General features: G+C 69.4%; 11 protein-coding genes. 3 read left to right on the forward strand and 8 right to left on the reverse strand.

The window, feature by feature from the left end; all coding sequences use genetic code 11:
• The first annotated feature begins 38 nt into the window (after positions 1-38).
• From L5G28_RS06160 to L5G28_RS06170, 3 genes are all read left to right on the forward strand, one after another.
• Complete coding sequence (locus L5G28_RS06160; protein ID WP_236996139.1) at positions 39-287, forward strand: acyl carrier protein; 249 nt, start codon at positions 39-41, stop codon at positions 285-287.
• Positions 284-1558 carry a wax ester/triacylglycerol synthase domain-containing protein gene (locus L5G28_RS06165; protein WP_237000761.1) on the forward strand — a complete coding sequence of 425 codons (1275 nt, stop codon included), beginning with the start codon at positions 284-286 and terminating at the stop codon, positions 1556-1558. Before L5G28_RS06160 ends, L5G28_RS06165 begins: the two co-directional genes overlap by 4 nt.
• Positions 1559-1640: 82 nt before the next feature.
• Entirely contained in the window at positions 1641-2579 is a 939-nt protein-coding gene (locus tag L5G28_RS06170) for a carbohydrate kinase family protein (protein WP_237000762.1), read from the forward strand.
• A 26-nt stretch (positions 2580-2605) separates the two neighbouring features.
• On the opposite strand, the gene L5G28_RS06175 is transcribed toward L5G28_RS06170, so the two are convergent.
• The 8 genes from L5G28_RS06175 to L5G28_RS06210 all read right to left on the reverse strand — a co-directional run bounded on the left by L5G28_RS06175 (position 2606) and on the right by L5G28_RS06210 (position 16615).
• Complete coding sequence (locus L5G28_RS06175; RefSeq protein WP_237000763.1) at positions 2606-4009, reverse strand: condensation domain-containing protein; 1404 nt, start codon at positions 4007-4009, stop codon at positions 2606-2608.
• Positions 4006-6279: a penicillin acylase family protein gene (locus tag L5G28_RS06180; protein WP_237000764.1), complete on the reverse strand. Its 2274-nt coding sequence runs from the start codon at positions 6277-6279 to the stop codon at positions 4006-4008. Before L5G28_RS06180 ends, L5G28_RS06175 begins: the two co-directional genes overlap by 4 nt.
• 98 nt (positions 6280-6377) lie before the next feature.
• Positions 6378-7805 (reverse strand): condensation domain-containing protein, encoded by a 1428-nt coding sequence (locus tag L5G28_RS06185; protein ID WP_237000765.1) that lies wholly within the window; start codon positions 7803-7805, stop codon positions 6378-6380.
• Positions 7805-11266 carry a non-ribosomal peptide synthetase gene (locus tag L5G28_RS06190; protein WP_237000766.1) on the reverse strand — a complete coding sequence of 1154 codons (3462 nt, stop codon included), beginning with the start codon at positions 11264-11266 and terminating at the stop codon, positions 7805-7807. The genes L5G28_RS06185 and L5G28_RS06190 overlap by 1 nt, the downstream gene beginning before the upstream one ends.
• 95 nt (positions 11267-11361) lie before the next feature.
• Complete coding sequence (locus L5G28_RS06195) at positions 11362-12690, reverse strand: lysine N(6)-hydroxylase/L-ornithine N(5)-oxygenase family protein (RefSeq protein WP_237000767.1); 1329 nt, start codon at positions 12688-12690, stop codon at positions 11362-11364.
• Positions 12683-14203 carry a pyridoxal phosphate-dependent decarboxylase family protein gene (locus tag L5G28_RS06200; protein ID WP_237000768.1) on the reverse strand — a complete coding sequence of 507 codons (1521 nt, stop codon included), beginning with the start codon at positions 14201-14203 and terminating at the stop codon, positions 12683-12685. The genes L5G28_RS06195 and L5G28_RS06200 overlap by 8 nt, the downstream gene beginning before the upstream one ends.
• Positions 14196-16013: an IucA/IucC family protein gene (locus tag L5G28_RS06205; protein ID WP_237000769.1), complete on the reverse strand. Its 1818-nt coding sequence runs from the start codon at positions 16011-16013 to the stop codon at positions 14196-14198. Before L5G28_RS06205 ends, L5G28_RS06200 begins: the two co-directional genes overlap by 8 nt.
• Positions 16010-16615: a GNAT family N-acetyltransferase gene (locus L5G28_RS06210; protein WP_237000770.1), complete on the reverse strand. Its 606-nt coding sequence runs from the start codon at positions 16613-16615 to the stop codon at positions 16010-16012. Before L5G28_RS06210 ends, L5G28_RS06205 begins: the two co-directional genes overlap by 4 nt.
• Positions 16616-16797: the final 182 nt, after the last annotated feature.

Genomic DNA, 16797 nt, shown 5'->3' on the forward strand with positions numbered 1-16797 from the left:
GAACCACACTGGGTTGAACCAACCAGAAGGAGTAGTCAATGTCTGACCGGGTACGGGAGTCGCTGAAGGAGATCCTCGACGAGGATCTCGACCTGTCGCTCGACGGTGTCACCGAGGAGTCGTCGCTGATCGACGATCTCGGCATGGATTCGGTGGCGTTCGCCATCGGTGTCGTCGCGATCGAGGAGAAGCTGGGCGTGAAGCTCGCCGAGCGCGAGATCTACGACGCCAAGACCGTCGGCGACCTCGAAGAAGCGATCCGCGCCAAGTTGGGCGTCACGCAGTGACTGCTGCCGCCGAACCGCCTGCCGCCGAACCGTCTGTCGCCGAATTCGGTCCGTCAGACTTCACCTATCTGCATTCGGACGGCCCGGGCGCACCCGCCCACTGGGGAATGCTGCTGACTCTGGCCGACGGCGAACCGTTGACGCTCGACGCCGTGCGTCTGCGGGTGGCCGACCGTGTCGGACGGTACGAACTGTTCCGCGTCGGTGTGCGGGGCGGACGCGACGAGGCCCCCGAGATCGTGGTCGCCGACGTCGTCGACGTACCCGCTCACGTCACCGAGGTGCACTTCGACGGGGACGTGGCGGTGCCGGTGGCCGCTCTCCTCGAACAGCCGTTGCCGCAGCCGCGACCGTACTGGCACCTGACCCTGTTGACCTCGCCGGACACGCAGCACGTCCTGCTCAAGGTCCACCACAGTCTGTCGGACGGTATCGCCGGTGCGGCGTTCTCGGCGCTGCTCGCCGACGGGTCGGACGACGACCTGGCGAGTTTCGACCGCTTCGCCACCAGCCCTCGCTTCCGAGTCGGCGATCCCGACGAGGACGTGCTGGCGACGGCTCGGGCGGCGTTCGAGAAGCAGTGGACGGACGGTGCGGAAGGCCGCGCGTGGCCGACGCTCACCGGGCACGGGCGCCGCGAGACCGCGGTGTTCTCGGCGTCGACCCGTGCCCTTCGACGGGCCGCCCGCGCGCACGACGCGTCGGTCCACGAGTTCCTCATCGCGGCGATCGGGCGCGCCGTGAGCATCGCGCCGCCTGCCTCTGACGGTCCGCAGTCGTCGAACATCCGGGTCACGTTGCCCGTGACCCTCGACCCGGAGTTTCGGCACACCGGCAACGCCGTCGCCGTGTCCCTGCTCAACCTGCCGGGCGACGACGCCGACCTCGCCAGTCAGATCGCGCATGCCCGTTCGGAGTTGGCCCTCATCGACGAGGGACGGTTAGGCCTCGCGTTGGCCGCTGTCGACGGCGCGCCGCCGATCGAGTGGTCGGACATGCGCACGATCGTCGCCGAGTCCATGAAGCGGATGAGCCCGGACATCCACATCGGCATCAACCCTGGGTTCACTCGCGTGCACGCGGTGCTGGGGCGCGACATCGCCGAATTGACCGCGCTGTCGCCGTTGATCGGCTACTCGTTCTCGGTGACCGGCCTGATCCTCGGGAACCGGACGACGCTGGGCATCGTCGCCGACCCCGACGCCCTGCCGGGGTACCCCGCACGTTTCGTCGAGGTGCTGACCGAGGTGATCGCGGCCGCGTCTGCGTGAGGCCGCACGTCGCATCCCGTCAGCCGGAGGCTGCGTCCCGCACCCGCGACGTGAGACGGTGGAGTCCGGAGGTGGTCGAGACATGATCGTGGTCGGTGGCGAAGCGCTGGTGGACCTGGTCCCGGTGACGGCAGACGACGGGGCGCCCGCGTTGCGGCCCGCGTTGGGCGGCGGCCCGTTCAACGCGGCGATCGCGGCGGCGCGACTCGGAGCCCGGACCGGTTTCCTGTCGCGGATATCGACCGACGGTTTCGGTGACTCGCTGGTGGCGCGGCTACGTGCCGAGGGCGTCGACCTCGAGCTCCTGCAACGCGGCGACGAACTGACGACCCTCGCGGTCGCGGACACCTCGGACCCGGGCGCGGTCCAGTACGGGTTCTACGTCGACGGCACCGCCGACCGGCTCGTCACCGATCCCGGTGCGCTCCCCGACGAAGTGCGCGCCGTCGTGTTCGGCACGGTGTCGATGGTGCTCGAGCCCGGGGCCTCCGTGTACGACGCGGTGCTCGCGCGCGAAGCAGCCGCCGGACGCGTCACGGTCGTCGATCCCAACATCCGAGCCGCGCTCGTCGACGACCCCGCCGCGTACCGCGCCAGGTTTGTCGAACGTCTGGCGCACACCACGATCGTGAAAGCCTCGATCGACGACATCGCCTGGCTCACCGATCGTCCCGAGGCTTCGACCTTCGACGACGTCGCGCCGACTCTGCTCGCGTGGGTGGACGCCGGGGTCGAAGCGGTCGTCGTGACGCTCGGCGGTGACGGTATCGCGGCGATCACGCCAGCCGGTGTGGTGCGCGTGCCCGGGGTGGCGGCGGAGGTCGTCGACACCATCGGCGCAGGCGACACCGTCCTCGGCGCCCTCGTCGCGCGACTCGATCTCGAACACGACCTGACAGTCGACGGGATCGCGTCGATGTCCGCCGATGCGTGGGCCGACGTCCTCGGTTTCGCGGCGAAAGCCGCCGCGGTCACCGTCTCGCGTCCCGGCGCGGACCCGCCGCGAGCCGCCCAGATGTGAACTGGGCCGCGGTTAGTGCGCGGCCGTCAGCCGACGAACTGTGCGAGAGGGACGTCGGCGGAGTCGGGGAGTCGTGAGGTCAGGGTGTCCACCACGTCGGCGACCCGCTCGGCGTAGGCGCCGTCGAGGACGTCGGTCCGGTGCTCGAGTTCCAGATGCACCGCGTCGTGCTCGTCGAACTCGAACGAGATGCTCAGCGGATAGTGGACGACGTCCTTGAAGACCGTCTCACACGTGACACGAGCACCGTCGGGGACCCGGACGCCGCGCAACGGAGCGTTCTTGACCAGCGTCATGATCTCGGCGACGGGGAATCGTCCACCGGACCCACGCAGGGCCGTCAGGATCGTGCCGTAGTCGACCGACGAATGCTCCATCGACTCGAACACCGTCGCGACGGCGGACCGGACCGCGTCGCCGACCATCGCGGCCGGGTCGAACGTGAACCGCATCGGCACGATGTTGCCGCTGTAGCCGACGCGGTCGACGGTCTCGGCCGGTGCGCGATTGTCGGCGGGCACCAGGATCACGAAGTCGGCGGTGCCGGTGACCGCGTAGACGGTGAGCGCCGACACCGCGACGAACAGTGAGTTCGGTGTCGCGTCGACTGTGCGGGCGAACCCGATCAGACGTGCGACCACCTCGTCGGGCAGCCTGCGGTGCAGGAGCGCGCCGCGGCCCTCACCCATCACCGACACCCAACTCTCCTCCGGAGTGGTCGACGGCAGTTCCCCCGACAGTGGATAGCGGACCCCGTCGGCGGCCCACGTGGACTGGGCATGGCGCACCGCGGCATCGGCGTGGACGCCGGTGCGTGTCGACGGGTCGACGGCGGTGCCGCCGCCCGACCACGACGCGGCCCTTCCGGACACGAGAGCGGTCAGGACCGGCGGCAGGATCGTCTCGTCGCCGCCGATGTGGTGGATCACCAGGATCACCGAGACCGTGCCGTCAGCGAGCGTCCGCACCCGGACCCGCCACGGCTGTTCGCGCGTCAACTCGAACGGCGCCTGTGCGACGACCCGCGCGGAGGCGTCGACGTCGGCGGCGATGTCACCGAACTCCCACACCCGTCCCGGCACCGTCCACCGGCCAACGCGTGGCGCAGGGCGACGGCGCGGTCCGTCGTCGGTCACGTCGATCACCGATCCGACGACCTCGGACGACGCGATGAGCTTCGCCATCGACTCGACGAGTCGCTCGAGCGTGTACGGCGCGCCGAACGTCAGATGCACCGCGAAGTTGTGCGAGTCGGACGTCGGGTCGATCTCGTAGATCTTCCACATCCGGCGTTCGGCGATGCCGAGCGTGCCGTCGGCGGCCGCCGGCTCCGACGGTGCAGACGCGGTGTCCTCGACCGGTGCGTCGATGCCTGCCGCGGCCAACCGTCGACGCATCAGTTCGCGTTGGGTGTCGTTCAGAATGCTCACGAGATCTCCTCTGCTGCAGCGGTACGGGCGAGGACGTCCCAATCGGAGACCACCCCGATGAGGTCGCCGCGCGCCCACACCCGTGTCTGGTCTTGAAAATGGTCGGACGACGGGTCGCCGCTCACGCCGAGCGGGACGATCCATCGGCTGGCGTCCCGGTCGGCGACGTCCCACACGTACCGGGCGACCGAGCCGAGACGGCACACGTGGGAGAAGCCGACGGCGCTCGCGTTCGCGAGCACGCATTCGGCGTCGCCGCCGAGCGGCACCTGCTCGGGCCGCATCAACGCGGACAATTCCGGATACGACGCGGTGACGCCCGCGAAGTCCATGCCGTGGAACGGGGCGAGCACGTGGACGTCGCCCCACGCGGTCGCGGTGCCCCCGGCGTCGCCCCCGGTGTCGACCGCTAGCTCTTCGAGCACTCGCACGGCGATGGACTGCACATCCACACCGATTCGTGGTGCTCCCACGATCGCCGCGTCGAGGCCTGCGGCGATTCGTGTCCCGGCCACGAAGTAGGGGGTCATCCACCGCGGGAAACCGTTCGGCTCGCCGAGCGGGGCCAGCGCGTCGTCGGCGGTGATCGCGGTGACGAACCTGCTGCGGAACTCGGCGAACAGATACGCGTCGACGCTGTCGGGGTGCATCGCACCGTCCCACGAGGCCAGACGCGACTGAAGTCCGGACGCGTCGTCGCTCAGGCCGCGCAGTCCGGACACCAGGCCGATGAGCCCGCGGACGTGCCCGTTCGCGACGTCGCGGTGGATGTCGGCGCAGCCGTCCACCGACACCGGAACATCGTCGGACAGCAGGGCGTCGATTCGCCTCGCGCGCGCGTCCGGAGCGCACTCGGTGGTGATCGGTTGCATCGGCGGGCATTCGGCGATCCGCTGGTTCGCGATCACGGCGTGGGTCGGCACGTCGGCGTCGTAGCCGCTCAGCGACGTCGCGGCGTACCCCTGCCAGGTGTACCGCTCGTCCCACCCGGGCACCGGCAGCCAGTAGTTCTCGTCGGCGCGGACCGGGAACCGGCCGACCGTGTGGTGGCGCAGGCCGCCGGACGAGTCGCCGATGACGATCCGGTTGGGTGGCTCCACCCAGTTCGTCAACGCCTGTTCGACGTCGTCGATCGACGACGCGAACAAGAGATCGAGGACCGCGTCGAACGTCGACGTCGCGTCGGAGAGCATCGGCGTCCGCAGGCTCATCGCCCACCGGTCGTCCGCGCCGCCGATGATCACCGAACCGTTGGCGGTCGCGATGATCTCCACGTCGACGGGGTCGCCGCCGCGCACTCGGACCTGTTCGATCCACACCTCGCACGGTGCGTCGCCGTCGGAGGCAGCCGCGACGACCGACTCGCCGACTCGTCGCAGCTTCTCGACATAGACGTCCTGATAGTCGGCCATCGCGTTGGTGATGCCCCACGCAACCGACGACGCGTGTGCGAAGTGGGGGAGGCCGGGGACGCCCGCGAACGAGAGCCCGACGACGTCGAACTCGTCACACGCCAGGTGATACTGCTGGTAGACGCCGGGAATCTCGATGAACCGGTGTGGGTCGCCCGCGATCAACGGTGCGCCGGTGTCGGTGCCCGCCGCGGCGACCCCCCACGCGTTGCTGCCGGAGATCGCGTCACCGAGCGCAGGCACGTCAGGCTCGGGCACGTCGGGCTCGGGCACATCGTCGTCTGGGTCGGGCGCGGTCAGCGGGAGGTGGCGAAGCAGTTCGTCCATGAACTCCGCGGACGGCATCGCGGGGACACGGTCGTGCGACGGTTCGCCTGCCTCGGTGTTGAGCAGCGCCAGCGCGTCGGCGCCGAGCATCCGCCGTGCGTGCAGCCGCCACAGCTTGGTCGCGAACCGACCGAACATCAGATGCTGGACGATGAAGATCGCGATCGGCGTCCACGGACTCCACGCGGTCGGCTCGTGATCGAACTCGGTCAACTCGACGGCGTACGCGTCGGCGTGCGACCGGTTGACGCCGTCGGCGTACGCCCGCAACAGCGTCCGCGTGCGGTCGGACGACGCGTCGTGGATCCGTCGGGCCGCCCGATCGATCTGGGCCCGCCGGGCGAACTCGTCCCAGCCGACGCCGGCCGGCCCGAACACCTCCGCTGTCCGACCCTCGGCGCGCAGACGCAGGAACTCGACCTGCCATGCGCGGTCGACACCCGTGGTGTACCCCTGGGTGAAGATCGCCTCCCGGGCGGACGCGGCGCGGATGTGGGGAATGCCGTGGGCGTCACGGAGGACAGTGCTCATGCTGGAACGGTCTTTCGTCGGGCTGGTGGAGGTGTCGGGTAGTGGAGCGTGACGGGTAGTGGAGCGTGACTGGGCCGAGATGTTCGCGGGCCGAGATGTCAGCGGGCAGTGACCGTCGCTGCGGCATACGGCGTCGAGACCGCAGCCGTGCCGAGCGCGTCGTCGATCAGGTCGTGCAGCCGGTCGACGGTGCATGCGTCGAACAGGTCGACCTGATAGCCGATCTGCACCTCGGTGCGATCGGGGTGCATGAACGCCTCGACAGTCAACGGCAGGGCGACGCGCCCCTTGTCGGCGAGCTCCCAGGTCATCGTCGTGTCGGGGAGATGTATGCCGTCGATCTTCTGGTCGAGGAACAGCACCAGCGAGTCGAAGGGGTACGCGGTCTCGTCACCGGTGACCCGGCGCGCGATCTCGATGATCTCGTCGAACGGGAACGTTCGATGCTCGAACGCCGCATCGGTCACCGCGCGCACCCGCCGCACGAGATCGCCGAACGTGTCGTCGGCTCGGCCACGGATGCGCAGGGCGATCGAATTGCTGAAGTTGCCGATCAAGGCTTGGGCGCCGCGCTCCTCGCGGTTCGCGACGGTGCTGCCGATCAGCAGATCGTCGCGCCCCGACAGCTGGCGCAGCGCCAGGTAGTAGGCGGCGAGGAACACCGAGAACGGCGGCATCCGCAGTTCTGCGGCCAACGCGCGCAAGCCCTTCTCCGCGGCCGGGCTCAGTGTTCGGTCCGCGCGGGCGCTCACCTCTGACGGATTCTCCGGCCGCCGGTCGTAGGGGAGCGACGCGGTCGCGGCGGCGCCGCGGAACTGGTCCTCCCAGAATGCGACGTCCGTCGAATGGTCGGTGTCGTCGAAGCGGTCGCGTTCCCAGTCGGCGAAGTCGGCGATCTGCGGCGACAACGCGTCCACCGTCAACTCCTGGTCCGGAGCCTCGCGAGCCGCCGTGTAGAAGCGCGCGACGTCGCGTGCCATCGCGGGCAACGTCATACCGTCCCAGACGATGTGCTGCATCGCGATCACCACCGCCAGCCGCTTCTGTCCGTCGGCGGGCGGCAGTGTCACGAACGTCAACCGAATAGACGACTCGGTCGCCAGATCGAACACCTCGGTCGCGGCGTCCTCGACGAGACGTCGAAGACGCTCGTCCGGGTCGGCCGCGTCGCCGAGGTCGACGGTCACCACCGGCGGGGGGAAACTGGCGTGGATCCGCTGAAACGGTTCGCCGCCGTCCTCACCGGGGTGATAGGTCGTCCGCAGGACCTCGTGCCGGTGCACTACCGCGAGGAGCGCGCGTCCGAGCGCGTCGGCGTCGACATCACCGGTATAGGTAAAGGTGAGGCAGATGTTGTTCGCGGTGCTGTCGGGGACCCGCTGCTGATGGGCCCACACCAGACGTTGGCTGAACGACAGCCGCGCCCGCTCGGGGTCGCGTCGCGTCGGGACACCCGATTCGACGGCGATCCCGGCATCAGAGAGTCGGGCGGCCATCGCCGCCTGCAACTCGTCGAGAGTCGGCATCAGTTCGACGCTCCGACCAGATCGCCCGCGGGCGCCTCGACGCCCGCGACCTCCAGGAAGATCTCGGCGACCTGGGCGAGCTGGCCGGGGACCGGCTCGCGGTCGGCCAGGAGCGCGGCGAACCCGCGAACGGTCCGCGCCTTGAAGACCGCGGTGATCCCGACGCCTTCCACGGCGAGCAGGCTGCGCACGTTCGCGACGAATGTCGTCGCCAGGATCGAGTTGGCGCCCGCGTCGAAGAAGTCGGTGCTCACTCCGAGCCGATCGACGCCCAGCACCTGCTCGGCGATGTATGCGACGGCTGCCTCGACGGCGTTGCCGGGCGCGACGTATTCGCCCGGCGTGGTGCCTGCGACGGCCCGCTGCAGGGTGCCGCGGATCGACGCCCGATCGACCTTGCCGTTGGCGGTCAGCGGGACCTCGTCGACGGCGAGGACGATCTCGGGGACCATGTAGTCGGGCAGCAGCCCGCTCAGCGATTCGGTCACCACGTCCGGGGCGGGCGCGGCGCCACCGTGTTCGCCGGTCGCCGCGAGACTGAGCCGTCCGCCGATCAGCGCGGCGACCGCGTCACCGACGCCGTCGACGCTGCGTGCGGCCGACTCGACCTCGCCGAGCTCCACGCGGTAGCCGCGGATCTTGACCTGGTGGTCGGCGCGCCCGAGGAACTCGATGGTCCCGTCGGGACGGTAGCGGGCCAGGTCGCCCGTCCGGTACCAGCGGATCCCGTCGACGGTGACGAACCGGTCGGCACTGCGTTCGGGGTCCCCGCGGTAGCCGTCGGCGACACCGGCGCCACCGATCCAGAGTTCGCCGGTCACCCAGTCGGGGGCATCCTCGCCGCGCTCGTTGACGACTCGGCACGCCGAGCCCGCCATCGGGCGGCCGTACGGGACGGTGTCCCAGTCGGCTGGGAACTCGTCGGTCACTTCGAACACCGTCGAGTGGATGGCCGTCTCGGTGGTACCACCGAGGCCGGCGAAGCGCAGTCCCGGGACGGCGGCGCGCGCACGACGCCCCAGTTCGGCGTCGACGCGGTCGCCGCCGGTGATCACCGTGCGCAGGCTCGCCAGCTGGTCGTTCGACGCGGTGTCGAGCAGCATGCCGATCAGGCCGGGCGCCGCGTTGAGGACCGTGACGCGATGCGCCGCGATCTGCGCCGCCCACGCTTGTGCGTCGCGGGTCCGCTCGGCGTCGATGCAGACGAGGGCTCCACCGAGCGACAGCGGGCTGAACACGTCGAACACCGACAGGTCGAACTCAAGGGCCGACAGACCGATGGTGCGGTCGTCGGCGCCGAGACCGAACTCGTGGGCGATCGCGTCGAGCGTGTTCGCCGCGGCCCGATGGCTCACCTCCACACCCTTCGGCTCGCCCGTCGACCCGGAGGTGAACAGCACGTACGCGAGACCTGCCGGGTCGCCGGCGCGAACATCGTCGATCGGGTCCGCGGTGAGCGCGGTGGCGAACGGGATGGGCTTCGGCTCGCTCGGAGAGGCGTCCGTCTCGTCACCGATGACGACGGCTTTCACGTCGCCGCGCGCGAGGATCTGATCGCGGCGGGCCGCGGGCTGGTCGACTCCGATCGGGAGGTAGGCGGCCCCGGCGGCGAGGACGCCGAGCACCGAGATCACCTGGGCGTGCCCCTTCGGCACGATCACCGCGACGGTGTCGCCTCCGACCACGCCGTCTGCGGCGAGTGCACCGGCGATCGCGCGAGCCTGCGCGGCGACGTCGCCGTAGGAGAGTTCGCGGCCGTCCGCGGTCACCAGCGCGACGCGCTCGGGTTCGCGGGCGGCCACGTCGAAGAACGCGCCGTGCAGAGTGCGCGGTTCGCTGACCGCGGCGGTCGAGGTGACCGTGTCCCGGACGTCGCGTTGTGCGCTCGGGAGCGCGATCGACAGCGTGTCGTTCCAGTCGGCGTCCTCGGCGACGAGGCCGGTCAGGATCGCGCGGAACTCGGCGAACATCGCGTCCATGACGCCGTCGGGCAGTGCGTCGCGGCGCACGTCCCAGTTGACGAGCAGACCGCCGTCGAGCTCGACGACCTGTGCGTCCAGGTCGACCTGCGGGCCCTGGGAGAGGATCCACACCGGCTCGCCGAACAGGGTGCGGACGCGGTCGGAGAACAGTTCGCCGAAGCCCAGACCGGACGTGAACACCAGCGACGGCGTGACGGGCGCTCCGCGGAGGCGACCCAGGTCACGGAGGACGTCGAGGCCCTCGTACGCGGCGTGGCCCGCGCAGTCGTGCAGTTCGCGCGCCAGCCTGCGGCCGCGGTCGATCATCGACTCGGTGTGGGAGGCGTCCGCGTCGATCAGCACCGAGTTCGTGAAGTCGCCGACCACCTGGTCGATGTTGGCGTGCGTCGGTTCCCGGTTGAACAACGGGACGTTCAGCAGGAACCGCTGGTGGGTCGACCAGCGGGCGATGACCTCGGAGAACACTGCCGCGAACGTGACCGCGGGTGTGATGCCGTTGTCGTAGGCCACCGCGTACAGGCGGTCCTTCTCCTGGGCGTTCAACTGGTGGTGGTAGCGGACACTGCGATCGGGTTCGGCACGACGGTCCTCCGGGATCGTCGGGAGCGTCGGAGTGTCCGGCAACGTCGGCTCCTTGGCGGCCCACCACTCACGGGCGCCCTCGTACTCGTCGGCCGAGATGTGGTCGCCGCGGGCGGCGAGGTATTCGCGGAACGTGTACTCCGTCGACGGCAGGGCGGCGTCGGTCTCGTACGCGGTCGCGAGATCGTCGAGGACCCGGCGATAGCTCATCGCGTCGGCGGCCAGCATGTCGACGTCCAGGTGCAGCCGGTGACGGCCCTCCGGCAGCAGCGTCAAGACGAACTCGACCACACTGCCCGCCGCGGTGTCCAACAGCTGATGGCTCATCCGGTCGCGGGTGCGCTCGGTCTGCGCGTCCACGTCCACGCCGTCGCGCAGGTCGACGACGCTGAACACCGGGGTCGGCGGAGCGTCGAGGATCAGCTGCTTACCGGTGTCGCCGAACGCGGCCCGGAGCATCTCGTGACGGTCGACGACGTGTCCGACTGCGCGCTCGAGCCGAGCGGCGTCGACGCCCTCCCCGTCGAACTCGGCGAACAGGTGGGCGGCGACACCACCGAGCGCCTGACCGTCCTGCCGCCCCACCCAGTACGCGTGCTGCATGGTGGCCAGCGAGAACTCCGGGTCGTCGTCCTGCGTCGCGGGCACCGGAGCGGGTGCGGGTTCGGGGGTCACCGTGTGGGCGCCCAACAGCGCCGCCCACGCCTCGATCGTCGGATTCTCGGCGAGCTGCGAACTGCGCACCCGGTGCCCGGCGCGACGCCACGTGCTCGTCAGCTTGATCACGAGCAGCGAATGCATGCCGTGACGGACCAGGTCGTCCGTGTCGCTGATCGTCTCGGGATCTACGTCCAGCAGCGATGCGACGTCGGCGCGGATCTGTTCGAGGGAAATCACGTCAACTCCTAGTGAGTCTTCAGGTGGTCTGTGAGTCTTCAAGTGGTCTGTGCGTCGGTCGAGCGGGTCCGGCCCCGCTCACGCGGCGGAAGCCGTCAGGTCTGGGTGGCGGCGAAACTCGTGAACGCCGTCTTCTGGGGCAGCCGGTACACCTCGCGGCGGGCGACGGTGTTGAGGATGCGAGCGTTGCGGACGGCGCCGATGTCCAGATTCGGTGCGGAGACGCCGTGGGCGTGCATCTCGGCGTTCACGACGAACACGCGGTCACCGAGGGGGCCGTCGGCGACGACCGAATGGTTCGCCGCGATCTCCCGGCGCCCCTGCGAATCACGGTGCAGCCGGGATTCGATCGGTGCCAGAAACGGTTGTGCCCGTTCGCGGTAGCCGGTGGCCGTGACGACGAGGTCGGCGTCGTGGGCGAGCGCGTCACCGGAGTCGAGGTGCCGGCCGCGGACCGTGAAGCGTCCGCCGCGGCTGTCGAGTCCTTCGACCACGACACCGTTGCGGAGTTCGACCGGAGCGAGCCCGTCGTGCAACTGACGCCGATACAGCAGGTCGTGGATCCGGTCGAGGGTGTCGGTGGAGATGCCCTTGTGGAACTGCCAGTGGCCGTCGCGCACGCGATCGCGCGTCGCCTCGGGCAGGGAGTGGAAGTAGTCCATGTACGCGGGCGTCGTCATCTCCAACGACAGTTTGGTGAAGTCGAGCGGCGCGAACCACGGCGTGCGTGTCCACCACGTGACCGCAGGCCCTCCGTCGAGGTTCGCTTCGAGCAGGTCGACGACGATCTCGGCGCCGGACTGGCCGGAGCCGATCACGGTCACCGCGTCCGCGGCGTGCGCGTCGTCTCGCCGGTACAGGTACTCGCTGCTGTGCAGCACGCCCGCCGCATCCGAGTCCATCGCGGCGGGGACCGACGGCTCGGTTCCGACGCCGACGACCACGTGGCCGGCGTGGATCACCGACTGTGCCCCGCCCGAGGTGACGAGCACGTCGAAACGGTGCGCGTCGTCGTCCCAGCGGACTTCGTCCACCGTGGTGCCGAACCGGAGCGAGTCGAGCTTGCCGACGACCCACAACAGGTACGCCTCGTACTCCCGGCGGGTCGGGAAGAACTGTTCGCGCACGAGGAACGGGTACAGCCGGTCGACGTCGGCGAGGTATGCCAGGAACGACATCGGATGTGTCGGGTCGACGAGGGTCACCAGGTCGGACAGGAAGCTGACCTGCAGGGTGGCCTCCTCGAACAGGAGACCGGGATGCCAGCGGAACTCGTCGACCGAATCGACGACGAGGACGTCGACGTCGTCGGCGGTGGCGGCCATCGCGGCCAGACCGAGGTTGAACGGGCCGCAGCCGACGGCCAGCACGTCGACGGCTAGAACGTCGACGGGCAGAACATCGACGGGGGTGGGGTCACTCATGTGCGCGCACCTTCTCTGTGGTCGCGTACCCGGGCCCGTCGATCGTGCTCTCCGACTCCACTTCGAGAGCGTGGCGCAGGAGCTCGTCGAAGAGCTCGTCGATGTCCGTCCCGGTGGCCGTCGGGTTGAGCAGGGTGAGTTTGAGGCACGTCGACGGCTCGGCGTCACCGGCGATCTGCACGCGGGTCCGACCGATCAACGCGGTCCCCGAGCTGATCAGGCGGCGCCGGAGTTCGGCGTTCACCGCGTCGAGGTCCTGGCAGCGGTACCGGAACACGACCGTCGTCAAGGTGACCGACGCGACCAGTTCGAGCTGCGGTTCGGCGACGATGCGGGCTTGGGCGTGCCGGGCGACGTCGTGGCATGCCTCGAGCATCTCGCCGAGCCCCGAACGTCCGTAGGCCAGGAACGTGGTCAAGACTTTCAGGACGTCGGGTCGGCGCGTGGTCTGGAGGGTGTGGCCGAGGAGACCGCCGAAGCCGGCGTCCTCGTCGTCCTCCGGGTTGAGGTATGCGACGTTCCGGTTGAGGGCCGCGAAGAGATTCTCGTCGCGCAGGAGCAGCAGGCTCGCCGCCGCGGGCTGCCAGCCGATCTTGTGCAGGTCGAGGGTCACCGAGTCGGCCCGGTCGATGCCGTGCACGAGGTGCGCGAGGCGGTCGGAGAACAACGACCCGAATCCGTAGGCGGCGTCGACGTGCAACCACACGTCGTGCCGCGCGGCGATGTCGGCGATCTCCGGAAGCGGGTCGACGGTCCCGAAGTCAGTCGTGCCAGCCGTCGCGACGATCGCGACCGGCGTCCCGTCGGTGGAGGCGAGCGCGGCGTCGAGCGCGGCGGGGATCATCCGATGGTCCTCGTCGACGTCGACGGCGACGACGGCGGCCTCACCGAGACCGAGGGTGGCGCACGCGCGGTTGATCGAGAAGTGCGCGATCCGCGAGCAGAACACCACCGGACGCGTCAGCCCGGCGACACCGTGATGCCTGGTGTCGATACGGAGTCTGGCGGCGGCGTGGTCACGGGCGATCAGCATGGCGAGAAGGTTCGAGAACGATCCGCCCGGCCCGAAGACGCCGCCCGCGGAGGGGCCGAACCCGGCGAGGCGGGCGAGCGCCGCGATCGTCCACTTCTCGATCGCAAGAGTCGCGGGGCCGGAGTCGTAGGTGTCGAGCGACGCGTTCGTGGCGCTCGCGAGCGCGTCTGCCGCGACCGACACCGTCAACGGTGGCGGTTGCAGGTGCGCGGCGGTGAGCCGGTGCGTCAGATCCAGGCCGTAGACGGCGACGAGCTCGGCGACTCTCGTCAGCGCGTCGTCCTCGCCGATGCCGTCGTCGGGGAGGCGCTGAGGACCGAGCACCGCTGCGACGGCGCCGAGCATGTCGCCCGGCGCGCCGTAGGGGAGGGGCGATCCGTGGTGGCGTCCGGCGACGGCCGTCGCCATCCGGGTCAGGGACGCACCGACGTCCGACCATCCGACGCCTGGCGTCGCGAAACGGTTGAAGTCATCAGGCACGGTGAGCCCCTTGAGGATCGGCGAGTGGATCGGCGAGCGGATCGGCGATCGGGTTGGTCAGTCGGTGGTCGGCGTCGAGGATGGAGCCGTACGAGTCGCCCGCGTTCACCATCCGACGGTTGTCCCCGAGCTGCAGTCCGTTCAGGTGGACGGCGGGGAACGTCGGCGCGAACAGGTCCCACGCCGCGAAGCGATCGGACAGGTCGGGATGGTCGGCGACGAATGCACGCACGCTGTCGGCGACCACTGCCCAGAACCGCGCATCGTCGAGTAGCCCGTGGCGGTGCATGATCGCGGCGAGCGGCCGCAGGAAGTCGTCGAACACGTCGGAGAGGACGCCGAGGTTTCTGATGGCGTCGGGTTCGACGGTCAGCGCGCGTCGGCACGACTCGGGGAGGTCGGCGGGCTCGTCGAAGATGCAGACCTCCTCGCCGATGTCCTTGAGGATCGCGCGGATCGGTACGCCGTCGCGCAGGACGAGGATCAGGTTCTCGCCGTGCGGAGAGAATTTGAGCTCGTACCGGTAGAGCAGATACGCGATCGGGTGCAGGTAGGTGCGCAGGTATCGGGCGAGCCACTCGTCGGCGGCCAGCCCGGACCGGTCGATGAACGCGCCGACCAGCGGTGCGCCGAGATGGTCGATGTGCAGCAGGGCGGCCATCGTGGCGAGCTGCTCGTCGTCGGTGACGCGGGGGACCGGGCTCTGGCGCCACAGTGCCGACAACACCTTGCGGTACTCCGAACCCGGCTCGGTGATCGCGGTGAACGTCCGGTTGCGGTAGCCGACCGCCGCCACCTCGTACAGCATCTCGAAGCCGAGCGCGCGCAGGTACTGGTCGTCGCCGACACGGGTGCGGACCCAGTCGTTGATGAGCGGGGTGGTGCGCATGTAGTCGGCCGACATGCCGCGAGTGAATCCCATGTTGACGATCGACAGCGCCGTCTTCACGTAGTGGCGCGTGGGGGTCGACGCGTTGAACTGGGTTCGGATCGACTGCTGCGGCTGGTATCGGTCCGGCGACGGCCCGAGGATCACCAGCCGCTGCCGTGCGATGTCGTCCGCGTACAGGCGCGCGGCCTTCTCCGTCCACTGCCACGGGTGCACCGGCAGATAGGTGTAGTCGTTCGGATCGAGTCCGTGGAACAGCAGGACGTCGGAGAACTTCTCGAGGGTCTCGCCGCCGAGTTCGTGACGGAGCAGGTCGTCGTAGGAGATGTCGCTCATCGACGCGAAGTCGCAGTCGTCGCGGAGCGCGGCGACCCAGATGAGGTGGTAGCGACCGCCCGATTCGGGGGCGTACGCCACCACGTCGTGCGCGCTGAAGCCGAGTCGGCCCGCGTTGGCGACGAAGCACGGGTGGCCTTCGGTCATCGTGCGTTCGATGGTCTGGAAGTCGGCTGCGGCGAGGTCGGCGGCGCTGATGCGTCGGTCGTCGGACCGGTCCGCGCCGATCGCGACCGTGTGCCCGAGTTCTTCGAGATATTCGGGCAGCTTCTCACTGGTGATGCCGAGTTGTTCGTGCAGATCGACGACCAGTTCGACCGAGCTCACCGGCAGGTCGCGCCCGGCGCGGGTGCGACGCACCGACGTCTCGTCGACGGCCCAGCTGTCGAGCGACAGGAGGTCGGCGGTGAACGCGTACTCGGTCCGGCGGTCATCGGAGAAGAGGATGAACTGGCCGGGGTTCGTCTCCAACGGCGCGAGAGCGCGTTCATGACAGAACTCGGCGATCACCTTGGTCGCGATCCGGCGGTCGTAGACCTCGCGCAGTGAGCGCGCGGCGACGCCGGTGTCGGGAGAAGCACTCATCGGACGGCCGCCCGTTTGCCGATGTCGAGCCTCGTGCCGTTGTCGGTGACGCGGGCGAAGTCCGCACGTGTGCAGTAGCTCAGGCGGCCGGTCTTGTTCCCCACCGGGTAGTCGCCCGCCACCTCGAATCCGACGGCGGCGTTGAGCGCCTGCACGTCGACGTTGCGCTCGTCCGGCTCGACGACGACGCGCGCAGCGCCGACGTCGAAGAAGGCGGTGCGCATGATGTGCAGCATCACTTCGCCGGTGAATCCGGATATCGGTCGGTCGGCGGGCGCCACCAGCAGGTGCATGCCGATATCGCCGTCGGCGTGCACGTACCCGGTGTCGGGATCGGCGAGTTCGCTGGTCAACGGGTCGTACAGCTCGAACATGAACTCGTCGCGGCCGTCGGTGCGACCGATGCGCAGACCGTAGTCGGTGCCGTCGGCTGCGCGCATCGTCTCATCGAGAAAGGCGTGGACCTCGTCGACAGACGACGACAGCATGTCCCAGTACTTCGACTTCGGATGGGTCAGCCAGGTGTGCACGAGCGGCGCATCGCGATCGGCGTCGATCCTGGTGGACGACAGGTGCCGGATCGACACGGGAGAAGAACTCATCGGCCCCACTTCGGTAGAGGAACCGCCTCCGGGGCGTGCGTGGAATGCACGTTGGGAGCACGGTATCGGGCGATTACTTAGGTTAGGCTACATCACTTAGGTTAGGCTAACGGATGCATCTCCCTATACGGTCAGAGGGTGCGCGAACATCACCGGTTCGCGGTATCGCACACCTCGTGACC

The sequence above is a fragment of the Gordonia liuliyuniae genome (assembly GCF_021739025.1).
Classification (GTDB): domain Bacteria; phylum Actinomycetota; class Actinomycetes; order Mycobacteriales; family Mycobacteriaceae; genus Gordonia; species Gordonia liuliyuniae.

Bases quoted from the DNA above. Each gene is read 5' to 3' on its own strand.
- L5G28_RS06160 (WP_236996139.1), top strand. From the start codon at position 39: ATGTCTGACCGGGTACGGGAGTCGCTGAAGGAGATCCTCGACGAGGAT.
- L5G28_RS06170 (WP_237000762.1), top strand. From the start codon at position 1,641: ATGATCGTGGTCGGTGGCGAAGCGCTGGTGGACCTGGTCCCGGTGACG.
- L5G28_RS06180 (WP_237000764.1), bottom strand. From the start codon at position 6,279: ATGAGCACTGTCCTCCGTGACGCCCACGGCATTCCCCACATCCGCGCC.
- L5G28_RS06185 (WP_237000765.1), bottom strand. From the start codon at position 7,805: ATGCCGACTCTCGACGAGTTGCAGGCGGCGATGGCCGCCCGACTCTCT.
- L5G28_RS06195 (WP_237000767.1), bottom strand. From the start codon at position 12,690: ATGAGTGACCCCACCCCCGTCGATGTTCTGCCCGTCGACGTTCTAGCC.
- L5G28_RS06205 (WP_237000769.1), bottom strand. From the start codon at position 16,013: ATGAGTGCTTCTCCCGACACCGGCGTCGCCGCGCGCTCACTGCGCGAG.
- L5G28_RS06210 (WP_237000770.1), bottom strand. From the start codon at position 16,615: ATGAGTTCTTCTCCCGTGTCGATCCGGCACCTGTCGTCCACCAGGATC.